Source organism: Bradyrhizobium sp. 35 (assembly GCF_023073215.1).
In the GTDB taxonomy this organism is placed as follows: domain Bacteria; phylum Pseudomonadota; class Alphaproteobacteria; order Rhizobiales; family Xanthobacteraceae; genus Bradyrhizobium; species Bradyrhizobium canariense_D.
Genome location: NZ_JADPJC010000053.1, coordinates 180,992 through 203,368 on the forward strand (window position 1 = coordinate 180,992; position 22,377 = coordinate 203,368).

The window sequence follows — 22,377 nt, forward strand, 5'->3', positions numbered from 1 at the left end:
CCGAGTCAACTCACCGCGCCGCGCCTTCCGTGAAGGCGGTGTCGATCACGTCGCCGAAGGGTTGCCAGGAGCGGCCGTCGAACTGGACCAGCCGCATCTGCCGGATCGGCAGGTAGCTGTTCGGCGAGGTGTTCATCCTGATGTTGGGCAGGGCGACCGAAGGCTGATAATTCCTCAGCGAAGCCGCCTGACGCATGATGTTCTCGCGCGAGAGGTCGTCGCCGCATTGCTTCAGCACCTGCGTCAGCGCCTCTGCCGCGGCGTAGCCATAGAGCGCGGCGCTGCTGTTGGTGCTTTCGTCGTGATGGTATTTGTCCATGAAAGTGAACCAGTCCTTCATGGCGGGATCGTCCTTCCATGCGGGATCGCTCGGGTCCTTCAGAAAGGCCGCCGAGATCACGCCGGAGGAATTCTCCAGGCCTGCGGGCGCCATCGCATTGGCGATTGAGGCGGAGGCGTCGTTGACGATGAAGACCGGGCGCCACTTGAGCGACGCCGCCAGCTTGATCACCTTGGACGCCGTCGACGGTACACCGAGAAAGACGAAGATATCGGCGCCGGCGCGCTTGAGGATCGAGACGTGTCCGTCGAGATGCTCATCGGCAATGTCGAAGGCGATGTCGACGAGGACGAGACGGTTCAGATCGCCAAGACCTTCCTCCAGGCCCTTGAGAAGCGCACGCCCGAACTGGTCGTTCTGCCAGAGCACCACGATCTTCTTCCTGGGATAATAGGCCTGGAGATAGTTGGCGTAGATGCGCCCCTCCGACCGGAACGACGGCTGCCAGCCCATGGTCCAGGGAAACGCCTTGGCCTGGCTCAGCTCCTCGTCGCCGGAGGCGACGAACAGTTGTGGGATCTTCTTCGCGTTCAGATACCAGCGCGTGGCGAGATTACCGGGCGTGCCGAACGATCCGAACATCAAATGCACGTCGTCCGTCTCGACCAGATTGCGCGTCAGCTCCAGCGCGGTCGTCGGATCGGAATTGTCATCGCGCGTGATGAAGCGGATCTTGCGGCCGTTGATGCCGCCGCGCGCGTTGACCATGTCGAAATAGGCCGCTTCCGCCTGGCCGATGGCGCCGAATTCGGACAGCGGTCCCGAATACGGCATGACATTGCCGATACGGATTTCGTTGTCGGCGGTGGGTTGATCGGCGCGCTCCTGCGACATCGCCCCGAGCGATGCCAGGGCAACCATCAACACGAACAGCATCCTGCCGGAGACGCGCATGCCCGATACCTTGACGTTGGCCCCTCATCGAGGTCGGCTCAATCCGCACCAAGGCTGCTTGATCTAGGTCAAGCGTTTGTCAAAGCTGTGGCGCGGTGCGCAGCTGGAGGGCCGGACGAAACGGCAGGCGTGCTGACGCGCCGACTGGGGCGCGCCGCTAGGGCAGCCCGCGGACTTTGAACTCCATCTCGACCCGGCGGTCGTGAAATCGGGCGATATAGCCCGGGTGCGCTCGCTGTTCCGCACTCGTCCGATGAAAAATGAATCGATCTGTGAAAGATCATGTTTGGGATAGCGGGCCGTAATTTGGATGGTGGTCTATATTGACCGGTGGCGGCAGAGCTCTCGGTTCCATGATGGTCCATCACCGCCCGCATCGGCGCCCATCGGTGACTGAGAGTATCGCGCTCCCGCCGGATTCAGGCGAGCCTCATGGCCATTCAGCGACCACCTTGTCCTACATGCCGGATAACAACGACGCTGGCGCGCATCACGCCAAGCTCCGCCGGTTCTGAGATTTGGACCTTCGAATGTCCCGCTTGCGATTTCGTCGACCAGATCGCGGTCGTGCTGGTCGACCCAATGAGATCGTCTGATACCTTGGCTTGGTTTCAGGGCGAATTGCGGGCGCCTACATAGGGCGCGCGCTACCTGGAACGATCGAGCGCCGAAGGCCTGGACGTAGGCATTGGTCGAGAAGAACCGGTTGCAGCGCTCGGCTTGGCAACGACGGTGACGTTCAGCGAGCTTGGTGCTGCGCTTCATCAGCAGAGGTAGTCACCCGAAAATCCGCATCATTAATGCTTTGCCGATCGGGGCGGCGTGGATGCCGCTGAATGCGCTGACGTAGTCACCGGAATAGAAAGCGCGAATGAGAGCGATGCGGGTGTTGAGGGTTTCATCAAACCGGATTGCAAAGCCATTCCCCGTGCGTCGCACGACCAGGGCCGCGACGTTTCTCTCCTGGAGGGTGCAGCGAACCGCGGTCCCGACAGGTGGTGGATTGTCGCTCACGAAGCGAGCGCCCGTGATCGACATGTCTGCCAAACGGTAGATGCACTGCCGGGAACCGATATTGAAAAGGACAGGCTCATCTCGCTCGAACCGCTCGGCCTTCCGTCGCCGCGGCTGCTCGATGGACACCAGGCAGACGATCAACAGAATGATGGCGTTGTACAAACTCCAGGCGAGCGCCAGACCGCCATAGGCGATCATGTCACCTTGCACATGAAGCACGAAGGCATAGACGATACCCGCGAGCGTAATCGCCAATGCGGTGCCGTATATCCTGAGCAGTGGCCATTCGACGAAGCGTTGGTCGCGATCCCCGCCCTTCGCCGTGACCTTGAATGTGTGTCCCTGCGTCTGGAGCAGTCCCGCCGCCACGGCCTTGAGAACCGCCGGCAGTGCAATGTATTGAGCGACATCCGACATCACCGCCATGGAGCGTCCGCGGGAAATCCAGGCCATGGTGAGCGAATACCAGACATAAAAAGGCAGGAAATATCCGAGGAGTTCGAAAAGATCGGCCTGGACCGCTTTGATGCCGAAGAGAAGATAAAGGCTTGGAACGACGAGACCGAAGACCTTGACAACATAGGTCGAGGTCCAACTCATGAATGCTTCGATGAGAGAAAGCCTGTCGACAACGTCCAGCTGCGATCTTCGGGAAAAGGGACCACTGCGCCCCCGAAAGATTTGCATGAAGCCAAGACACCATCGGCTGCGCTGAGTGATGTACTCCTTGAGTCCCTCCGGGGCCAGCCCCAAGGTCAGACGCTCGTTCAGGTACACCGTGCGTGATCCAATTTCCGTCAGCCGCAGCGTCAGCAAGTAGTCCTCCGTCACGGAATCGGTCGGAAAGCCGCCGATCTTCACGAGGGACGAGAATCGGATGACCGACGACGTGCCGCAACAAAACGCCACGCCCCAAGCGTCCTTCGATGGCATCAGGATATCGAAGAAAAAGCGCTGCTCGTCCGGCCAGACCTTGGTCGCGGCCAAATTGGTTTGGATCGGATCCGCATTGATGAAATGCTGAGGTGTCTGTACCACGCCTACGCCCTGGTCGCGGAACAGGCACGTCGCGCGGCTGAGAAATTCGGGCATAGGCACGAAATCGGCGTCGAGAATCGAAATGAAATCTGGGGGATCGGCGAGCTCCGCCACATGCCACAGGGCGTGATTGATGTTGCCGGCCTTGGCGTCCTTGTTGTCCGGGCGCGCCAGATACCGGCAGCCGAGCTGGCCGGCAAGCTTTTCGAGCCAGTCACGCCGTCCGTCGTCCAGAACCCAGACGCGGTAGTTGGGATAGTTCATTCCCGTGGCGCCGATGATTGTGCGCTCCAGAATCGACGTTTCCTCGTTGTAGGTGCAAATGAATACGTCGATCAGCGGAGCTTGCCGTCCGGCAAGCCACCGCCTGTTGACTTCGACTTGCGGCGTTCGATTGGTCGAGCGGCTGAGAAACACCAGTGTCAGTGCACCCGCCGCAAGCGATACAGCCTCGACGAAGAGGAACACGGATCCCACGGCGAAGTCGGCGGTCCAGCCGACGGGCGGCACCGTGGCTGTCATGCGCCATCCAAAATAGCGGATCATGAGCAGCAATGCGATTGAGATCATCAGCGAGCGCGCCGTGGAGTTCTCGTGCCGCAACCAGGGAAGGACGGCAACGCAGAACCCGAGCGCAATAAGGCCGGGTGTCAGCGCGGCGATCATGGCTTTCTCGCAGTGTCTGGCGAGAAGATGACGCGTCCGGTTCGCCCGACTGGACAATCGTTGGAGCCATCGTTGAGGTCGGGGACCGAAATCGTCGCACGATACGGTTCCTTGCTCAGCGCATCGGGATTAATGGCGAGGTTCGCTGCGACCCCTGCGGAGCCGGTGAGATTGACGACGGTGCCAGTCAATTCGGGGCCGCCGGCGCTCGGCCGGAAATGTGCGAGAGATCCCAGTTGCAGCCCGTTATACACGCTCTCAGTGACGTTCGCCGTCACTACGGCGCCGGAACAATCGAGTAGACGAATGAGCGGTTGTCCGGCCCGGACGTCCTCTCCAGGTGCCGTCATGACCTCCCATATTCGGCCGGCGACGGGGAACTTGATGTCCGCCTCGGAGCGGCCGATGTAACGAGATCGCTCTGATTCTATCTCGCCGACGAGCCACGAGATTTGCGCATCGGCGTGCGCTACGTCCGCGGTGAGGCCTTCAGCCCGCTGCCGCATTTCCTCCTCACGCTGCACCGAGCTCGGACGATCGTTGTAGCTGTCGCCGAGGAAAGTGCCCTCGCGCGCGGCGGTGAGCTCGACCTGGGTTGCATCCAGACGGCGTCGCGCGCCGATTTCGGTCTGCTGAGCAATGGTTTGATCCCGCGTCAGGCGCCCAAGCTCGACAGACGAAACGCTGCCCGATTTGATGAGCGATGATGCTCGTTCCACCGCGGCTGCCGCCTCTTCACGACGCGCTGCGGCCGCTTCGATTGATGTTTGGATTTCTGCGATGCGCGCCTCGAGCTGACGAATGCGCCCCGCTGTGAACAGGGCCGCCTGACGCGCCAGATCCTTCTGCCCCGCCTGGGCTGAAGCTATCTTCGAAACGAGGCTCGGCCTTTCGTTTTCGAGGCGAGACATCTGACTGCGCAGGTCATCGAGCCGCACGCGGTCGCCGCGCGGATTGACGACACGGAGGATGAAAGTGCCCTCACCGACGGTGCCTAAATCGCCTGACAGACTGGCCCCGGCTGAAATCTTCCCGTCAATCGGCGACCTCAACGTCACGAGCCTCGAATTGACGACGGCTTCGACGCTTGACGTCTGGAAAAGCGCTCTGAGCGGCAGCCAGCCGAATACTGCGACGATGGCGATGCCCGCCGCGGCCTTCACAAATCGGAGAAGCGTCCGGCTCGGCTTGGATTGCGCTACATCCGCGGCGGCATCGCCGCCGGTTGCGGGGGCATCGGCATTGCCGGGACTGAGACGCGCATCCAACGCGCGTTGCAAACCGTGCGCGTCATGGTTTCCGTCCACCGCGAGAGGTTTTGCGATATCTGGACCGCCGCCGCCTTCGAATGTCGAATCGAAACGCGTTTTGTTTTGCATCATACACCTGAGAGTCAACGCGCAACCTCCGCGCGAGATACGGCCGGCCGAATCCAAATGCGATGTTGGTGTTGCAAAGGCTAACTGAAACATGAGAATTGTCTGCGATAGCGGATCGCCAAGAGTCGCATTGGGCCGATAGAGGCACGGGTCCGTGCTACCGTTCAGCCGATGTGTTGACGAGGTGCAGCTTGGTCGCGGGCGAAGCCCGCGGCATTGCTTTCTCAAACTCCGCGAGAATGCTGGCGCCGAGCTCTGAGGCGGGGATCGGCCGGCCGAAGAAGAAGCCCTGGACCTGATCACCGTTGGCCGCGTCGAGGAAAGCTGCCTGGTTGGCGGTCTCGACGCCTTCGACCGTCACCCGCATGCGCAGTTCCCGTCCGAGCGCGATGATCGCTTTTACTACTGTCCCGACCTGACAATGAGGGCCGTCGAGGCTCTGCATGAAGGCTCGATCGATCTTGATCTTGTCGAACGGAAAGCGCCACAGATAGCTGAGGCTCGAATAGCCAGCCCCGAAATCGTCCATCACGATGGCAACGCCCATCGTCTTGAGCGTCCGGAGCTGAGCCATGATCGTTTCGGTGTTGCCGAGCAGCAGGCTTTCGGTGATCTCCAGTTCGAGTCGGTGCGCCGCGAGTCCGGCGTCTTTTAGTGCGGCGGCGACGATGTCACCGATGTTGCCCGCCACGAACTGCACGGGTGACAGGTTCACTGCAACGGTCAGGTGCGCCGGCCAGGTCGCGGCCGTGCGGCATGCCTCCCGCAACACCCACGCCCCGATCTTGTCGATAAGCCGCAAGTCCTCGGCGACCGGAATGAAGGTCAATGGCGGAATGAGGGTTCCGTCCGCCGCGGGCATCCGGATCAGCGCTTCGAAGCCGGCAAGGCGGCGCTGGGATATTTCGAAGAGCGGCTGATAATGCAATTCGAAGCGATCATTCAGTACCGCGTCGCGAATCGCCCTCTCGAGCTCGATGCGCGCTTGTAGCTCAGTGTCCATTTCAGGCAGGAAAAACCGGATGCAGTTGCGGCCGGCTGCCTTGGCCGCGTAGAGCGCGAGGTCGGCACTCTTGAGCAACCGCTCGGCGGTGGTGTCTTCCCCCGTCGCCAGCGCCACGCCGATGCTAGCGGTGGTGAGGATCTCGTGCTGCTTGAATTTCACGGTCGCATTTACCGCGGCGGCGAGATGGCTCGCAAACGACTCGGCCTGAGCTTTGCCGGCGATCCCGCTCTGCACGACCACGAATTCGTCGCCGCCGAGCCGCGCCACCACGTCGTCGATCCTGGCCGCGGCGCGAAGACGCTTGGCGATGGACTTGAGCAGAAAATCGCCACTGTCGTGACCAAGCGAATCGTTGACCTCCTTGAAACGGTCGATGTCGATGAAGTGTACGGCAAGGCTGCCGCCCCGCATCGGCAGGCGAGCGATGGCGCTCTCCAGTTTTTCGATCAGCTGCGGGCGATTGGTCAGCCCGGTCAACGCGTCATGATGGGCGAGAAACCGGATGCGCCGGTCAGCGTGCTTCACCTTTGTTTCCCGATACCAGGCAATTGCGGGAATGGAGAAGGCGAGACCTGACAGCAGGCAAAGGAACACGGCCGCGGTCAGGAACGTATTGTGGACATTCTTGCGTTGCTCGGTTTCATCCACGTAGGCCGCAACGACAGCGGTGAGGCGACCGTCGGTCTGGACCGGGACATAGGCGCGGGCGAAGAATGCCGGTCGGTCGGGCGAATTTCCCTCCCTGACGTCGACGATCGGGAGACCGTCAACCGCTGATCGCGCCGCATCGGGGCTATATTCAGACAAGTCGACGAGCGCGATCTTTTCGCGGGTCGAAACGAACTGGGAGTAGCCATTACGGTTGAATATTTCGTAGTGAAAGACCTCGCCGGAATTTCGCGCCGACAGGAAGAACGCCATGCTCGCGGCGGAAGGCTGCTCGCCGCCGGCGATCTGCTCGAGATCGGTGACACTGGCCGCCAGGAACCTCGCCCAGCTACGAGCGGTCGACGTCGCATCTTGACGGAGAAGATGATCGGTCGTGATCTTCAGGGTCGTCCCGGCGCCCAGCAACAGAATGGCAAGCGCGGCGACGATGGTGACGATGTTTCGCTGAGGCCAGATACTGGCGAGTGACGGCATCAGTGCTACCGGGTCGATCGCATTTTCGTGAGCTCGGCCCGAACCGTTTTTAGCAGTTCGGCATTGCGCTCACTTTTCGAAGCCCAATCGTCGGCAACGGCCGCGAACACGGCATTGGCCGCATCGAGGTCCGACGGCGTGGGTATGGTCACCTGGCGTTTGGGATCGGACTTCAGCTCCCCCATAATGCTGTTTTCAACGGCTTCGTAGGTATCCATGAAACGTCCGGCAGACCACGCACCGCTGTATTTGAGGATGGTCGCCTGTGCAGGTTTCGGCAGCCGGTTGAATATTTTCCGGTTCATCAAAACCATCAGCGGTGCGCCGCTGATGCCAAGAAGGTAATGATAGGTCGCAACGCGTTTGATGCCGTAATCGACCAATGGAGATGGTGGTACCAGGGCGCCATCGATGCTGCCGCTGCCAATGGCTTCGGAGATCTTGGTGACCGGCAGAAATACGGGCCGCGCTCCGAGCTTTTCGAGCGCTGCGGCTTCGCCCGGATTGTTGACGCGAATTCTCTTGTCCTTCAGATCATTCAGCGACGTGATCGGAATGTTGCTGTGGATCGTCTCGGGCTCGGTGACATAGGCGCCGATCACCACGTAGTCGTCGTATCCTTGCAGCGCGCCGGCGGCCATAAGCCGGTTGAACACCGCAACGGACTCCCGCATGTTCGTAAACAGGCCGGGCATCTCGATGATTGCATTGTCTGCGAACCGGTTGCGAGTCAGTCCCGTCACGACGTAGGCGATGTCGGCCGTACCATCGAGCACGAGCTGGGGTTGCTCAGCCGGATCCTTTCCAAGCACGCCGCTGAAATAGGTCTCGATTTCGATCTGGCCTCTTGCCTCGGCGTTGACCGCGTCGACGAATGGCTTGACCGCAGCGAGATAACTCGTCGAGCGGTCGGAACTGGGGAAGGCCAATTTGAGCTTGACCGGTTCGGCGGCGGAGGCCGAAATCAACGCAAAAGAGATCACCGCGCATCGTGCAAGCAAACTAAGCATCGGTTTTCCGATCGTGGCGGCGGCGCGTCGAAACGCCGATTTGCTCGGTCCCTAACGAACCCCCATAGATAGAAATGCTTCAGAGAACTCTCCTAGATAGCACGCGGCGATCCGGGCGGCGACCAGATCGCGAATCGTAGTTTGAAGCGTGCTAACGCCGGCGAGACAATTGTCTGAGAGCGCGCGGCCGCGAGAGGGCAACCCAGCTAAAGGTGGACGTTATCAGCGCGCTGCCGGCAACACGCCGCTACGGCAGACCGCGCGCCTCGAGCTGATGCACCAGCAGCAGTGTCGGCTCGGCGAGGCTGTCGCCGGAGCCGTCGAGGCCGAAGGCGCTCGCGATGCCGTCGCGGCTGCGCAGCAGCGCGCTACGCGGACAATGGCCGGCGCCGCAGAGCGTCTTCTTCAGGGTTTCGCCCTGCGCCGTGATGCCGGCGGAATCATCCGCGGCCCAGGCCAGCACGATCGGGACGTCCACATTGAGGATGCCGGGGAAGACCGAGCGCTTGTTGTACTGGCTGGCGTCCCTGCCGAGATAGGCCTTCTCGCTGTCGCTGGCGTCCTTGCCGGCGCGGTAGATCCCGGACACCAGCACGACCGCCGCGACATCGGCGCGGTCGGTCTGGAGTTCGGGATGGGCCAGCAGGGTGGCGACGTGGAAGGCGCCGGCGCCGTAGCCGACTGCGACGATCTCGCGGGCATCGCCGTTGAATAGGTCGATATTGCCGTAGACCCAGGACAGCGCCGCCGCCACGTCGCTCGCACCCGCCGGCCACGTCGCCGAGGGCGCCAGCCGGTAGTTGACGCGCACGCCGATCATGTCGTTGCGCGCGGCAAAGCACATGGCCTGGTCCTGGATCTGGCGCGACAGCTCCGGCGCGGCGCGGTCGCCAGTGAAGGTGTCGCCGGTCACGAACAGCAGCACCGGCCGCGGCGTATCCGCCTTGGTCGTGGCGGTGGCGACATCGAGCACATTGGCTTCGCTCTCGCCGTAGCGCAGGCCGCGCGAGAAGGTGACCTGCTCGCATAGCCGCGCGGTGCCGCCTGCGGTGGTGTCGCTATCTGTGAGGCCGACCTGGACAAGATCGGACGGCGCAGCCGGCCGCGGCGGCAAGGGGCCGTGCGCGGAGGCTGCCGTCAGGCCCAGAATCAGAAAAAATGCGAGAAAATTCTTCATGTCGGTGGTGGCCCTGCGTGCCCGATATGGGCTCGCGCGTTTGGCCCGTCTTTTCAATTCGCCTTATTAGTTAGTTGGTCATGAGGCGATTTCGCGGCACCCATGGTTCTCTCGGCTCGTCCTCCACGCGTGGTTCAATTCCCCGGCTGGAACGTGCAATCCGCCCCGCTGCCGTCCTTCCGGCGGATGGCATTGGGGTCGATCGTGCAGCTCAGCTTGGTCAGGCTCTCGAAATTCGATCCTGCGGCGCCGTCGGCCGGAATGCCGGCCAGAGCTTCGGTGGCGAAGATCTCGTTGGCCGTGGAGCCATTCACCGTCCGGGTCTTCTTGCCGAAGGTGACCTCGCAGTTCCGGACGGTGATGTCGACATTGCCGGCGCGACAGACGATTCGATCGGCGGTCACCATGATCGGCTTCTTGTAGGGAATGTCGCTGTTGGCGGCGAACAGCATCGCCATTGCCTTCTTCTCGGCGCCAGACAGGACCGACGACAGCGGCGCGATCACCCCCGCGAGCGCCAGCGCCGTCGCGCCCGAGACTTTTGCGGGCGTCGCGTCGGAGGCTCCCGCGACGCCGGAGGCGGCTGCGAGGACGAGGGTGCAGGCGAAGATCAATCGACCGGCTTTCATCTTCCCTCCCTGGACCTGCAATCGCGGCTTCCCTCCGAGAAGCGCGCGGAACCAGATTAGCATGTAAATCCGAATTGGAAGGCAAGTTCGCCTCGCCTCGCGCCTTCGCGCGCTACGGCTGTTTTGCTCCGAGGTGTCAAACGGTTACGCCGCGGGGCCGAGCCCCGCGCCGAGACGGCCGTTCTACTGTGCATGGGGTTGTTTTCGCGTTTTTTTGTTTGGCCGACCTGTCAGGCCTGCTTCATCGTCCGGAAGGTGATGGAATAGCGGCGCGCCTCGACCGGCGGGATGCTGTGCTCCCATTGCGACCGCGCCTCGCCGTCCATCATGTAAAGCGAGCGCGGCCGGGCTTCGAGCGTGTGGCGCTCCCATTTGTCGCCGCTACGGCGGCGGAAACGGAATTTGCAGGACGAGCCCAGCGACATGCCGAGGATTTTGTCGAAATGCGGCTTGTCGCGATGCCAGCCGATGCCGACGCCGGCCTCGTATTCGGTGCAGAGCACCTGCCGCACGCTGCCGCCGGCAAGCCCAGCCCATGCCTCGACCTGCCGCGCGACGGGCAGGACCCAGTCCGGGATCGGCTCGGCCTCGGCCAGCCGCTGCAGCGAATAGTCATAGCGATAGCCGAAGGACGCCACCCGGCGGTTGCCCTCGAAGGCGCCGAACTGGAAGCGCTGGAGCGGCAATGCTGCGATGCGGCCGATGAGCGCCTGCTCGACGGCGGTCTCGACGAAGTCATCGGCATAGCGAAGGCCGGCGGGCCCTGCGTGCGGATCGTCGAACAAGCCAAGCTGCGTCATTCCTCGCATTTCCGTGATGGAACCTAATGGTGGCTGATGCGACTTACATATGACGCGGAAAGTAACATGCGAGGCTGTCATGGCAGAGAAGCATACCGCCGATCCGGCAGAGATCATGCGGGCGACCGGTCATCCTGAGCTGGAATACGCAGCCGGCTGGACCATCGCCGGTCTGGTCACCATCGGCACCATCGTCGCCGCCTGGGTGTTCGCGATCTAGCCATTGGAAACTGCAGCTCGAACGCCGCGCCCTGATCGGTCGGCGTGAGCCTGATCGAGCCGCCATGGCTCGCCATCACCGCGCGCGCGATCGCCAGCCCCATCCCGGTGCCGCCCTGGTCGCGGCGCGTGGTGAAGAACGCGTCGAAGATCCTGTCACGGTTCGGCGTCGAGATCGGCTCGCCGTCATTGCTTACCGTCACACGCAGGGTCGTACGCTCGTCGATCGCTTTCAGCCTGATTGTCCCAGCCTTGTGTCGCATCGCATTATCGGCGAGATGCGACAGCACGATGAGCGCCTTCTCGGCCGACATGCCGATCATCAGGTCGAGGCTGCCGCTGGCCTCTATCGAGCTCGCCGGAAATCGGCTCCTGAGGTCGGCAATCACCGGCGCCAATTCCGTGCGCTCGTTTTGCGGCAGGCTTTCGGCACGCGCGAGTTCGCGCAGCCGCTGCGCCATCGCTTCCAGCCGCTTTGTGTCGGACAGGATGTTGGCGATGAACGTCTCCTGCTCGGCCGGCGTCAGGCTGCCCGCTTTGCCCTGAAGCGTCCGCGTCGTGTAGATCACCCCCGCGACGTGGTTGTTGACGATGACAGGCATTGCCGAAAACACGTGGACGCCGAGGCCGCGGCCATCAATTCTACGGCGTCACCGCTCCGCGGGGCACGGCGCGTGGGGCGGTCAGCTCCTTCCACGTCGAATTGGCGACATGCACGGGCGAGAACGCCGGGCGCTCGACATAACGGCCGTCGCCGGCCTCGGCGCGCAGATCGCCGTCTTTCCAGACGATTCGGCCGCGCGACAGCGTCGCCGCCGGTCCGCCGGTGCAGGAAAACCCCTCGAACACGTTGTAATCGATCCGGCTCATCTGCCGCTTCGCGCTGATGGTCTTGCTCGCCTTGGGATCCCAAACCACGATATCTGCATCCGAGCCGACGGCGACCGCGCCCTTGCGCGGATAGATGTTGAGGATGCGGGCGATATTCGCCGAGGTGACTGCGACGAATTCTTCCTTCGTCAACCGTCCCGTGGCGACGCCCGCGGTCCACAGCAGGGCGAGGCGATCTTCGAGGCCGCCGGTGCCGTTCGGGATCTTTCTGAAATCGCCGAACCCGAACCGCTTCTGCTCGGTGGTGAAGGCGCAGTGGTCGGTCGCGACCACCTGCAGCGAGCCGGCTTGCAGACCGGCCCAAAGACTATCCTGATGCGACCTGTCGCGGAACGGCGGCGACATCACGCGCTGCGCGGCATGATCCCAGTCCTTGTTCTGATATTCACCGGCGTCCAGCAACAAGTGCTGGATCAACGGCTCGCCATAGACGCGCTTGCCCGCCGCACGTGCGCGCGCGATCGCCTCATGCGCTTCGCGGCAGCTCGTGTGCACGATATAGACCGGCGTCCCCGTCATGTCGGCGATCATGATGGCGCGGTTGGTGGCTTCGCCCTCGACCTCCGGCGGCCGTGAATAAGCGTGTCCCTCGGGCCCGGTGACGCCGCCCGCGATCAGCGCCTCCTGCATCAGGGCGACGACGTCGCCGTTCTCCGCATGCACGACAGGCATGGCGCCGAGATGGGCGCAGCGGGCGAACGAGTTGTAGAGCTCGTCGTCGTTCACCATGAGCGCGCCCTTGTAGGCCATGAAGTGCTTGAAGGTGTTGATGCCGTAGGTTTTGACCACGGTCTCCATCTCGTCATGGATCTGCTTCGACCACGACGTTACCGCCATGTGGAAGCCGTAGTCGGAGGCCGCCTTCTCGGATTTGTGTCGCCACTCCTGATAGGCCGCGAGCATCGGCTGGCCTGGATCGGGCAGGCAGAAATCCACCACCATGGTGGTGCCGCCGGCCAGCGCCGCCTTGGTCCCCGATTCGAAATCGTCGGCGGTGACAGTGCCCATGAACGGCATTTCGAGATGAGTGTGCGGATCGATGCCGCCCGGGATGACGTAGGCGCCGCCGGCATCGATGACCTCGCACCCCGTCGGCGCATCGAGCGATTGCCCGACCGCGACGATGGTCTCGCCGTCGATCAGCACGTCCGCGCGGCGCGAATGATCATGATTGACGACGGTGCCGCCGCGGATGAGGAGGGGCATTGGATGCTCCGGAGAGGAAAGTGGACCTCGCGAAGCTAAGCGCGCGGCACACGACGCGACAGGTGAAATTTTAGTCAGGCACGCCGACAGTTGAGCCGTGCTCTCTCGGCCCCTACGCCGCCCGCGCGATCAGCCCGTCAATCATCGCGCGCACCAGGCCCGCGATTTCCTTCCGGAGCGCCGGCAGCGGCACCGCGACCAGTTTCTGCTCCAGTCCCAGCGCCACCATGCCATGCACCGCCGAGAACAGGCTGCGCGCGGTGATGCCGAGCTCCTCCCGACTGCGTTTTGGAAATAGCGCGGCCAGCGGCTGGTAGACGTGGCGAAACAGCTGCAGCTGGTCGTCGATGGACCAGTCGGGGAGGGGCTTGTCGGCTGCCATGCGGTGCTCGAACAGAGCGCGCCACAGTTCGAGATTCTCCGCGGCGAAATCGCAATAGGCGAGAGCAATGCGGACCAGGGTCTCCTGCGGCGACGGCTCGCGCGCGCTTTCCGCCGCGCTCAGGGCCCGGTCGAGCCGAAGCAAAGTGCGCGAGCCCACGCGCAGGATCAGTTCATCGACATCGGCGACGAGATTGTAGACCGCGCCGTTGGCGCAGCCGATCTCGCGGGCGAGATCGCGGGTCTTTAAACCCGCCAATCCCCTGTCGGCGATCATTCGTTCCGCCGCCAGGATCAAATCGGATCGAAGTTTCTCTCGGCGTTCCAATGGCTTAGTCATCTGCAAACCAAATTCTTGAGCGTCGCTCAAATATTCCTTGAACGATGTTCAAGTTTCTTGCTACAAACCATCCGTGAGCAACGCTCATAACAGGGAGCTTCAGATGTTCAAGACCGTAGTGACACTTTTCCGCGGCAGCGTGGCCGCCGCCAGCGAGGAGCTGGAAGACCGGACGGCCCTTCTGATCCTCGATCAACAGATGCGCGACGCGGCCGCGGCCGTCGAGCGCGGCAAACGGACCCTTGCGCTGGCGATTGCGCAGGACCAGCAGGAAGCTCGCAAGCTCGAGGCGACCGTCGCCCGCATCGCTGATCTCGAGATGCGCGCGGTCGCGGCGCTCGACGGGGACCGCGAGGATCTCGCCAACGATGCTGCCGAAGCCATCGCGGGCCTGGAGGCCGATCGCGATGCGGCGCTGACGGCCCGCGCACTGTTCGCAACCGAAATCGCGCGGCTGAAGCGGCACGTCGCAAGCGCGCAGGCCCGCATCACCGAGCTCGACCGCGGCCGCCGCGTCGCCCGTGCCTCGGAAGCGGTGCGCTCGCTTCGCCGCAGCGGCATCGAGGCGGCACGCCCCTACGAATCCACGCTGCCGGAGGCGGAGAGCACTTTGAGGCGTCTTCGTGAGCGGCAGATGGAAGCCCAGGCCGCCGACGACGCGCTGGTCGAGCTCGATGCGGCCACCGGTCCGCTCGCCACCGCCGAAAAACTCGCCGAGCAGGGTTTTGGCCCCAGGCTCAAGACGACCGCGGACGACGTGCTGGCACGGTTGAAGTCCAAGCGCACGCCGACGGTCTGATCCCAAACCCATCATCATTCGAACCAACAGGAGACCATCATGAACCAGAATGGCCAGCCCCACAGCGGCGCCTGGGTGACTTTCACTTACGTGTCCTTCGCAGCCTCCGCCTTCCTCATCGCCATCGGCATCTTCTTCCTGCCGATCGACCTCTGGATGAAGGGTTATCTCACCATGGGCATCGTCATGTTGATCCAGACTTGCATCACCCTGACCAAGACGGTCCGGGACAACCATGAAAGTAGCCGGATGGTGAACCGCATCGAGGATGCCAAGGCGGAACGTCTGCTGATGGAAGTCTCCAAGGCGGCCTGAGAGGCATGACAATACGCAAGGAAGCAGCGGAGCAATTTGTTCCGCTGCTTCGCGCCGGATGCATTCCGTCAAACCTTATCGCGCCAGCGAAATGCAACCGAGCCATGACGGATCGCGCGGGCGTGCGCTCTTGCGCACCGGCAGCGGCCGGAGCACTCTGCACGAGCGGCACACAAAGAATGCCGCCAAAAAGATGTGCTTACAAGATCTCGGCGAGGAACTTCATGGCGGTGACGCGGATCGACTGCGACATCCACCCGGCGGTTGGTGGCACGCGCACGACGCTGCTGCCGTATCTCAGCGATCACTGGAAAGAGCAGGTCGTGAGCCGCGCCATCGACGGGCTCGATCTCACCTCCTATCCGCCCAGCATGCCGCTGGCGGGCCGCGCCGACTGGCGTCCGGCGAACGGCGCAAAGCCTGGTTCCGATCTTGCGATGGTACAGAAGGGCGCATTCGAGCAGTTGGGTGCCAGCCACGCGATTCTCAACGTGCTCTACGGCGCTCAGGCCGTGTTCGATCCCTACATGGCGGCCGACTTCTGCAGGGCGATCAACGACTGGATCGCGACTGAGTGGCTGTCGCGCGATGCGCGCTTGCGTGCCTCGATCGTGGTGCCGATGCAGGATCCGGATCTGGCGGTCGAGGAGATCGAGCGCCGCGCCGGCGATCACCGCTTCGTGTCGATCCTCGTGCTGGCGCAGGGCGAGACGCTGCTGGGACGCCGGCATTTCTGGCCGGTCTATCGGCTCGCGGAAAAGTACAAGCTGCCGCTCGCGATCCACGCCGGCACGCAATATCGGCAGGCGCCGAGCTCGGCCGGATGGCCGTCGCACCGCTACGAATATTACTTCGTCGAGGCGCAGGCATTTCAGGCGCAGATCCTGAGCCTGATCTATGAGGGCGTGTTCGGCAAGTTTCCGGACCTCAAGGTCGTGCTGATGGAATCCGGCGTGAGCTGGCTCCCGGCTTTCATGTGGCGCGCCAACAAGACCTGGCGCGGCGTGCGCGTCGAGGTGCCCTGGGTCGAGCGCGAGCCGGCAGCGATCATCCGCGACAGTTTTCGTGTCACAATGCAGCCGTTCGACGCGCCGGGCGACGCCAAAAGCGTCGAGGAGATCATCGACCAGATCGGCTCGGACAAGATGTTCCTGTTCGCGTCCGACTATCCGCACTGGCAGTTCGACGGCGACGATCCGATCCCGCCGGACCTGCCGAACAGCATCATCTCGAAGATGTGCGTCGACAACCCGCTGGAGACGTTTCCGCGGCTGTCGCTCGCCAACTAGACCGGAGTTTCGCATGAGTGACGTCATCGACCGCCCACTACGAGAAGACGAAAAGCCTGCCGCTTCGCGGCTGCGCATCGTCGATTGCGACGTTCATCCGAGCCTGCATTCGTTCGACGATCTCAACGAGTTTCTGCCAAAGCGCTGGCAGCAGCATCTGAAGGAATATGGCAGCCATTTGCGCACGCCCTATCTGTTCACCACGCCCTATCCGCGCTCTTCGCCGCTGATCGCGCGGCGCGATGCCTGGCCGCCGACCGGCGGGCCGCCCGGTTCGGATCTCGCCTTCATGCAGAAGCAGCATCTCGATCCGCTCGATGTCGAGTTCGGGATTTTGCAGGTGCTCGATCTCTTCATCTTCTCGCAGCAGAACCTCGAATTCGGCGCCGCGATCCAGCGTGCCATCAACGACTGGCAACTGGCGTTCTGGTCGCATCGCGACCCGCGCCTGAAGGCTTCGATCCTGGTCGGGCAGGACGGCGTCGATCTCGCCATTGCCGAGATCGAACGCTGCGCGAAAATCGGCGAATACGTCCAGATCAACGTCTCGCCGCGCGCCAACGAGCCGTTGGGCCGCCGCCGCTACTGGCCGATCTACGAGCGTGCCCAAGAACTGGACCTGCCGCTCGGCATCCATGTCGGCGGCTATGGCGGGCATGCGCCGACCGGTGGCGGCTGGCCGTCCTATTATGTCGAGGAGCACCAGTCCAACGCGCACACCATTGCGGCGCAGCTTGCCAGCCTCGTGATCGAGGGTGTGCCGGAGCGTTTTCCGAAATTGAAGTTTGTCTTTATCGAGGGCGGCTTCGGCTGGATCCCGTCCGCGGTGTGGCGAATGGACCAGCATTTTGAGCGGTTTCGCAGCGAGGTGCCGCATCTCAAGGCAAGCCGTCGGAATATGTCCGCGAGCATTTCTGGTTCACGACGCAACCGATCGACGAACCTGACGAAGCCCGGCACCTGCGCTCGTTGATCGAATGGGTCGGCATCGACCGTCTCCTGTTCTCGTCGGACTATCCGCACTGGGATTTCGACGATCCGCGCTTTGCGTTCAAGACGCCACTGACGGAGGCCGAGCGAAGGAAGATCTTCAGCACCAATGCCCGCGCGGTCTACAAGTTCTGAGAAGGTCTGCACGGATGGCCCGTCACATCGTCGCGTCCACCTCGGAGATCCCACCCGGTGGCAACAAGGTCGTCGATGTCGCCGGCCGCGACATTGTCGTGTTCCACGTCAATGGCGAGTTCTTCGCTTTGCTGAACCGCTGCCCGCACGAAGGCGCGCCGCTGGAGAAAGCGGCCTGTGTCGCGCGACTGACCTCGCCCGAGCCCGGCATCTATCAGCGCTCGCGCGTCGGCGAGATGCTGCGCTGTCCCTGGCATGGCTGGGAGTTCGACATGCGCAACGGCCAATCCTGGTTCGACCCGAAGCGCGTCAAGATTAAGTCATATCCGGTCGCGGTGGAGCGAGGCGAGGAACTCCAGAAAGGCCCGTATGTTGCCGAGACCTTTCCGGTGCATGTCGAGGACAGCTACGTGATTGTCGAGGTCTGAGCAGCCGTTTCGGATTGTGATTTCGCCGCAGGTGGGATAAGCCTCGCCCGCATTTATGGCGGAGACGAGCTTTGTCGAAACAATCACTGCGTGAGGAGGCCGAGCGCCTGATCCGCGAATCGATGGAAAAGAAAACCGTCGTCGTCAAGCAGGGCGATACTCGCATCGAGGCCGTCTGTGGTAAATGCGGCGCCCCGAACCGTGTGCAGGCGCCAAAGGGCCAGACCCGCATCAAGTTCGCCTGCAAGAATTGCGGGCATCAGCAAGAGACGCTGTAGGTTTCTTCGCCCTCTCCCCCTGTGGGAGAGGGTGGCTCGCCGCATAGCGGCGAGACGGGCGAGGGGTTTCTCTCTGCGAGAGACACTGCTCCTGAATTTGCGGATGCAACCCCTCATCCGGCGCTTCGCGCCACCTTCTCCCACAAGGGGAGAAGGAAAAACGCCTAATCCCCCTTCACGAACTTCGCGAATGCATCCGCATGGTCCGGGTGCCAGCGTGACAGCGGCGGGCGGTTCTCCACGATGTCGCCGGCGGCCCACAGCATGCGCTTTTCATCGAGCGCGCGCGGGACATCGTTGTCCGGGCACAGAATGTAGAAATCCCCGGCCTCCAGCCGCGCCAACATGAAATTCACGGTCTGCTCGGCCGTCCAGGCGCCGGCCGGCTTCTCTGTGCGGCCCTTCGCGGTAAGGCCCGTAAAGACGAAGCCGGGAATCAGCAGATGCGCGGTGATGCGGCAACCCGCAGTGTTGCGCAGCTCGTGCTGGAGCGCTTCCGTAAAAGCTTTCACGCCTGCCTTGGAGACGTTGTAGGCGGGATCGCCGGGCGGGGTGGTGATGCCCTGCTTCGACCCGGTGTTGATGATGAGCCCCGCGCTGCCGCGCGCGATCATGTTGGGCGCGAAGGTGCGCGAGCCGTTGATGATGCCCCACATGTTGACGCCGATGATGCGCTGCCAGTTGTTGGGTTCGCCGAACAGCGTGCTGCCGGGCTGGATGCCCGCATTGTTCATGAGGATGTCGGTGCCGCCGAAGCGCTCGTGGACGGCGCGCTCCAGTTCCATCACGCTCTCGGCCTTGCTGACGTCAATCGCGAAGGTCATCACATGTGCGGCGGACGTGAGGGATGAGAGTCTTGTCGCGGCGTCCGCCAGCCGCGCCTGATCCACATCGGCGATACACACCTTCACGCCGTTTCGCGCGAAGGCTGCGGCGGCGGCGAATCCGATGCCGGACGCGCCACCGGTGATCACGGCAACATTGTCTTTGATGATCGCGGGATGTGGCATGGATCGGTCTCCGGGGAGGGGCTCGGTCGTGCTATAACATGGCACTCGCGCGACCCCGCACAAGTCGGCATGGGAGGTGTTCGTTCCGCGCCGACTCTACGCCTCTACTTTACGCCTGTCCGGCATCGCAGTATTCTATCGATCAACGATCCCACCCAGATCGAACCAATCAATCATTGACAGGGAGTTCAGCCATGGCTGTGTCGCAGGCTATTCCGATCGCGCGCCATCCATTCGCCAACGGATCCTACAAGCAGATGCTGATCGACGGGAAGTGGGTCGATGCTGCCTCAGGCAAGCGCTTCGAGACCCACAACCCCGCGACCGGCGAACTGCTCGCAACAGTGGCCGAGGGCGACAAGGAAGATATCGATCGCGCAGTTGCTGCCGCTCGCCGCGCCTTCGAAGGGCCCTGGAGCAAGGTCAAGCCGTTCGAGCGGCAGAATCTGCTCCTGAAGCTTGCCGACCTCGTCGAGAAGAATTTCGACGAATTGTCGCAGCTCGACACGCTCGACATGGGCGCGCCGCTCAGCCGTACCCGTGCCTATCGCCTGCGCGCCGTCGGCATGCTGCGCTATTATGCCGGCCAGACCACCGCGATCCATGGCGAGACCATCGAGAACTCGCTGCCCGGCGAAATCTTCTCCTACACGCTGAAGGAGCCGATCGGCGTCGTCGGCGCCATCATTCCCTGGAATGGTCCGCTGACTGCGACGATCTGGAAGATCGGTCCGGCGATCGCGACCGGCTGCACCGTCGTGCTCAAACCGGCCGAAGAAGCGCCGCTGACCTCGCTGCGCATCGCCGAGCTGGCGATGGAAGCGGGCGTTCCGCCCGGCGTCATCAACGTCGTGCCTGGCTATGGCGAGACTGCGGGCGCGGCGCTTGCCGCACACCACGACGTCGACAAGGTTGCCTTCACCGGCTCGCATGTCACGGGCCAGTCGATCATCCGCGCCTCGGCCGGCAACCTCAAGCGCGTCTCGCTCGAGCTCGGCGGCAAGTCGCCGGACATCGTGTTCGCGGATGCCGATCTCGATGCGGCCGTGCCGGGCGCTGCGATGGCGGTGTTCGCCAATTCGGGACAGATCTGCAGCGCCGGCACCCGGCTTTTCGTCGAGCAGTCGATCTATGAGGAGTTCGTCGGCCGCGTGGCCGAGTTCGGCAAGAAACTGCAGGTCGGCAACGGCCTCGATCCCAACACCCAGATCGGACCGCTGGTGTCCGAGCAACAGCTCGAGCGCGTCACCAGCTATCTCGACATCGGCCAAAAGGAAGGCGCGCGGGCGCTTGCCGGCGGTGGCCGCGTCACCGAAGGCGCGCTTGCAAAAGGCTTCTTCGTCTCGCCGACAGTGTTCGCGGGCGTCCAGGACAATATGCGCATCGCGCAGGAGGAGATCTTTGGTCCCGTCATTTCGGCGATCGCGTTCAAGGACATGGACGAGCTGGTCAAGCGCGCCAACGCCACCACGTTCGGTCTCGGCTCGGGCCTGTGGACGCGGGACGTCAGCAAGGCGCATGCGGTCGCGAAGAGGCTCCGTGCCGGTTCGGTGTGGGTGAACTGCTACCAGGCGATGGACCCGGCCGTGCCCTTCGGCGGCTACAAGATGAGCGGCTACGGCCGCGAATCCGGCAAGCAGCACGTCGAGGAATATCTCAACGTGAAGGCGGTGTGGATCAAGACGGCGTAACACTGGTCTTTCCCGCGTTCCGCGGGAGGGAATATCTGCTTTTGCAGGGGCGGCGCCTTCTCTCGGTAGCCGCCCCTCGCTATATGATGCGCATCCTTCCTTCGCCATTAGAGGCCAGCATGAAATTCGAGGCGTTGTTTCAACCGTTGCAGGTCGGTCCGTACACGCTCGCGCATCGCGTCGCGATGGCGCCGTTGACGCGCATGAGGGCCGAGCGCGAGAGCTTTTCGCCGCGGCCGCTCAACGCCGAATATTACGGCCAGCGCGCCACCCAAGGCGGCCTGCTCATCGCCGAGGCCTCGCCCGTGCTCTCGCACGGCCGCGGTAATCCAGCGACGCCCGGCATCTATTCGGAGACGCAGATCGCGGGCTGGCGCAAGGTGGTCGACGCCGTGCACGCCAAGGGCGGCATCATCTTTCTCCAGCTCTGGCACGTCGGCCGCGTCTCGCATTCCTCCTTCCACGGCGGGGAGCTGCCGGTCTCGGCCTCCGCGATCCCGATCAAGGCCGAAGGCATGAAGGCGATGACTGCCGACGGCAAGATCTCCAACTATGAGACGCCGCGCGCGCTGGACACGGATGAAGTCAAGGGCATCGTCGAGGCCTTCAGGCAGGGTGCGAAGAACGCGCTGGCCGCCGGCTTCGACGGGGTCGAGATCCACGGCGCCAACGGCTATCTGCTCGAGCAATTCCTGCAATCACGCAGCAACCAGCGCACCGATCAATATGGCGGTTCGATCGAGAACCGCGCGCGGCTTCTGCTCGAAGTGACCGAGGCCGCGATCGACGTCTGGGGCGCGGGCCGCGTCGGCGTGCGGCTGTCGCCCCACGGCATCGCCAATGATTCCGGCGAGCCCGATCCGATGCCGCTCTACACGCACGTGGTCAACGCGCTCGACAAGCTCGGTCTTGCCTATCTGCATTTCATCGAACCGCGCTCCAGCGGCTCGGGGCGCGCCGAAGTCAACTGGCAGAACGTGCCGTCGGCGATGCTGCTGTTCCGCCCGCTCTACAGCGGCGTGCTGATGACCGCCGGCGGATTTACCGGCGAGACCGCGAACGCCGCCATTGCGGAGGGGCATGCTGACATCATCGCCTTCGGCCGCATCTTCATCTCCAACCCCGATCTGCCGCTCCGCCTGCAGCACGATTACCCTCTCACGCCGTATAACCGTGCGACGTTTTACGGTGGCGAGGAGAAGGGTTATACGGATTATCCCGCGTACGACGAACTGACGCCGGTCTGACACTGCTGTAGCCCGGATGAGCAAAGCGATATCCGGGGTTCACTCAAGCTCTGGTCTTC

The 22,377-nt window shown here is 63.0% G+C and carries 21 protein-coding genes and 2 pseudogenes; 11 read left to right on the top strand and 12 right to left on the bottom strand.

Annotated elements, in window-relative coordinates; translation table 11 throughout:
- Nucleotides 1-10 precede the first annotated feature (10 nt).
- The 4 genes from IVB36_RS11185 to IVB36_RS11200 all read right to left on the bottom strand — a co-directional run bounded on the left by IVB36_RS11185 (nt 11) and on the right by IVB36_RS11200 (nt 6,988).
- Nucleotides 11-1,234 (bottom strand): ABC transporter substrate-binding protein, encoded by a 1,224-nt coding sequence (locus IVB36_RS11185; protein WP_018453357.1) that lies wholly within the window; start codon nt 1,232-1,234, stop codon nt 11-13.
- 777 nt (nt 1,235-2,011) lie between these two features.
- Entirely contained in the window at nt 2,012-3,955 is a 1,944-nt protein-coding gene (locus IVB36_RS11190; protein WP_247299319.1) for a glycosyltransferase, read from the bottom strand.
- Nucleotides 3,952-5,334 carry an HlyD family secretion protein gene (locus IVB36_RS11195; RefSeq protein WP_143273909.1) on the bottom strand — a complete coding sequence of 461 codons (1,383 nt, stop codon included), beginning with the start codon at nt 5,332-5,334 and terminating at the stop codon, nt 3,952-3,954. Before IVB36_RS11195 ends, IVB36_RS11190 begins: the two co-directional genes overlap by 4 nt.
- Before the next feature lie 157 nt (nt 5,335-5,491).
- Nucleotides 5,492-6,988: an EAL domain-containing protein gene (locus IVB36_RS11200; protein ID WP_256469929.1), complete on the bottom strand. Its 1,497-nt coding sequence runs from the start codon at nt 6,986-6,988 to the stop codon at nt 5,492-5,494.
- Between IVB36_RS11200 and IVB36_RS40400 the strand changes: the two genes are divergently transcribed.
- Both IVB36_RS40400 and IVB36_RS11210 read left to right on the top strand, forming a co-directional pair.
- Nucleotides 6,956-7,117 carry a hypothetical protein gene (locus tag IVB36_RS40400; protein ID WP_240543322.1) on the top strand — a complete coding sequence of 54 codons (162 nt, stop codon included), beginning with the start codon at nt 6,956-6,958 and terminating at the stop codon, nt 7,115-7,117. The two genes, IVB36_RS11200 and IVB36_RS40400, sit on opposite strands and share 33 nt — an antisense overlap.
- 99 nt (nt 7,118-7,216) lie before the next feature.
- Complete coding sequence (locus tag IVB36_RS11210; protein ID WP_240543323.1) at nt 7,217-7,477, top strand: hypothetical protein; 261 nt, start codon at nt 7,217-7,219, stop codon at nt 7,475-7,477.
- An 11-nt stretch (nt 7,478-7,488) separates the two neighbouring features.
- Here IVB36_RS11210 and dctP read toward each other — a convergent pair whose 3' ends face one another.
- From dctP to IVB36_RS11230, 4 genes are all read right to left on the bottom strand, one after another.
- Entirely contained in the window at nt 7,489-8,466 is a 978-nt protein-coding gene (gene dctP, locus IVB36_RS11215; RefSeq protein WP_247299323.1) for a TRAP transporter substrate-binding protein DctP, read from the bottom strand.
- Nucleotides 8,467-8,740: 274 nt separating this feature from the next.
- Nucleotides 8,741-9,670: a carboxylesterase family protein gene (locus IVB36_RS11220; RefSeq protein ID WP_018453363.1), complete on the bottom strand. Its 930-nt coding sequence runs from the start codon at nt 9,668-9,670 to the stop codon at nt 8,741-8,743.
- Nucleotides 9,671-9,804: 134 nt separating this feature from the next.
- The gene (locus IVB36_RS11225; protein ID WP_018453364.1) at nt 9,805-10,299 is read right to left on the bottom strand and encodes a hypothetical protein; all 495 of its coding nucleotides are present in this window, start codon (nt 10,297-10,299) and stop codon (nt 9,805-9,807) included.
- 230 nt (nt 10,300-10,529) lie between these two features.
- Complete coding sequence (locus IVB36_RS11230) at nt 10,530-11,099, bottom strand: alpha-ketoglutarate-dependent dioxygenase AlkB (RefSeq protein ID WP_018453365.1); 570 nt, start codon at nt 11,097-11,099, stop codon at nt 10,530-10,532.
- A gap of 79 nt (nt 11,100-11,178) precedes the next feature.
- On the opposite strand from IVB36_RS11230, the gene IVB36_RS11235 reads away from it, so the two are divergent.
- Nucleotides 11,179-11,319, top strand: coding sequence for a hypothetical protein (locus IVB36_RS11235; protein WP_007597071.1), 141 nt, complete (start codon nt 11,179-11,181; stop codon nt 11,317-11,319).
- On the opposite strand, the pseudogene IVB36_RS11240 reads toward IVB36_RS11235, so the two are convergent.
- The 3 genes and pseudogenes from IVB36_RS11240 to IVB36_RS11250 form a co-directional block, all read right to left on the bottom strand.
- Nucleotides 11,276-11,950 (bottom strand): annotated as a pseudogene (locus IVB36_RS11240) (HAMP domain-containing sensor histidine kinase); the annotation flags it as partial. The gene IVB36_RS11235 and the pseudogene IVB36_RS11240 overlap by 44 nt on opposite strands.
- 10 nt (nt 11,951-11,960) lie before the next feature.
- Nucleotides 11,961-13,415 carry a dihydropyrimidinase gene (hydA, locus tag IVB36_RS11245; RefSeq protein ID WP_018453367.1) on the bottom strand — a complete coding sequence of 485 codons (1,455 nt, stop codon included), beginning with the start codon at nt 13,413-13,415 and terminating at the stop codon, nt 11,961-11,963.
- Nucleotides 13,416-13,527: 112 nt separating this feature from the next.
- Nucleotides 13,528-14,136, bottom strand: a complete 609-nt coding sequence (locus IVB36_RS11250; RefSeq protein WP_026232519.1) for a TetR/AcrR family transcriptional regulator — start codon at nt 14,134-14,136, stop codon at nt 13,528-13,530.
- 103 nt (nt 14,137-14,239) lie between these two features.
- Between IVB36_RS11250 and IVB36_RS11255 the strand changes: the two genes are divergently transcribed.
- From IVB36_RS11255 to IVB36_RS11280, 6 genes and pseudogenes are all read left to right on the top strand, one after another.
- On the top strand, nt 14,240-14,935 hold the full coding sequence (locus tag IVB36_RS11255) for a PspA/IM30 family protein (RefSeq protein WP_018453369.1): 696 nt from the start codon (nt 14,240-14,242) through the stop codon (nt 14,933-14,935).
- A 39-nt stretch (nt 14,936-14,974) separates the two neighbouring features.
- On the top strand, nt 14,975-15,250 hold the full coding sequence (locus tag IVB36_RS11260; RefSeq protein WP_007615098.1) for a YiaA/YiaB family inner membrane protein: 276 nt from the start codon (nt 14,975-14,977) through the stop codon (nt 15,248-15,250).
- Nucleotides 15,251-15,474: 224 nt separating this feature from the next.
- Complete coding sequence (locus IVB36_RS11265; protein ID WP_018453370.1) at nt 15,475-16,539, top strand: amidohydrolase family protein; 1,065 nt, start codon at nt 15,475-15,477, stop codon at nt 16,537-16,539.
- A 13-nt stretch (nt 16,540-16,552) separates the two neighbouring features.
- Nucleotides 16,553-17,664 (top strand): annotated as a pseudogene (locus IVB36_RS11270) (amidohydrolase family protein).
- A gap of 14 nt (nt 17,665-17,678) precedes the next feature.
- A complete protein-coding gene (locus IVB36_RS11275; RefSeq protein WP_018453372.1) occupies nt 17,679-18,092 on the top strand; it encodes a Rieske (2Fe-2S) protein in 414 nt (137 codons plus the stop codon).
- A 71-nt stretch (nt 18,093-18,163) separates the two neighbouring features.
- Nucleotides 18,164-18,370, top strand: a complete 207-nt coding sequence (locus tag IVB36_RS11280) for a hypothetical protein (RefSeq protein ID WP_007615092.1) — start codon at nt 18,164-18,166, stop codon at nt 18,368-18,370.
- Nucleotides 18,371-18,534: 164 nt separating this feature from the next.
- Here the strand turns inward: IVB36_RS11280 and IVB36_RS11285 are convergent, their stop codons facing one another.
- Nucleotides 18,535-19,380, bottom strand: a complete 846-nt coding sequence (locus tag IVB36_RS11285; protein ID WP_018453373.1) for an SDR family NAD(P)-dependent oxidoreductase — start codon at nt 19,378-19,380, stop codon at nt 18,535-18,537.
- A gap of 194 nt (nt 19,381-19,574) precedes the next feature.
- On the opposite strand from IVB36_RS11285, the gene IVB36_RS11290 reads away from it, so the two are divergent.
- Together IVB36_RS11290 and IVB36_RS11295 are read left to right on the top strand one after the other, a co-directional pair.
- The gene (locus IVB36_RS11290; RefSeq protein WP_247391495.1) at nt 19,575-21,071 is read left to right on the top strand and encodes an aldehyde dehydrogenase family protein; all 1,497 of its coding nucleotides are present in this window, start codon (nt 19,575-19,577) and stop codon (nt 21,069-21,071) included.
- Between the two features lie 119 nt (nt 21,072-21,190).
- Nucleotides 21,191-22,318 (top strand): alkene reductase, encoded by a 1,128-nt coding sequence (locus IVB36_RS11295; protein ID WP_026232520.1) that lies wholly within the window; start codon nt 21,191-21,193, stop codon nt 22,316-22,318.
- The last annotated feature ends 59 nt before the right edge of the window (nt 22,319-22,377 follow it).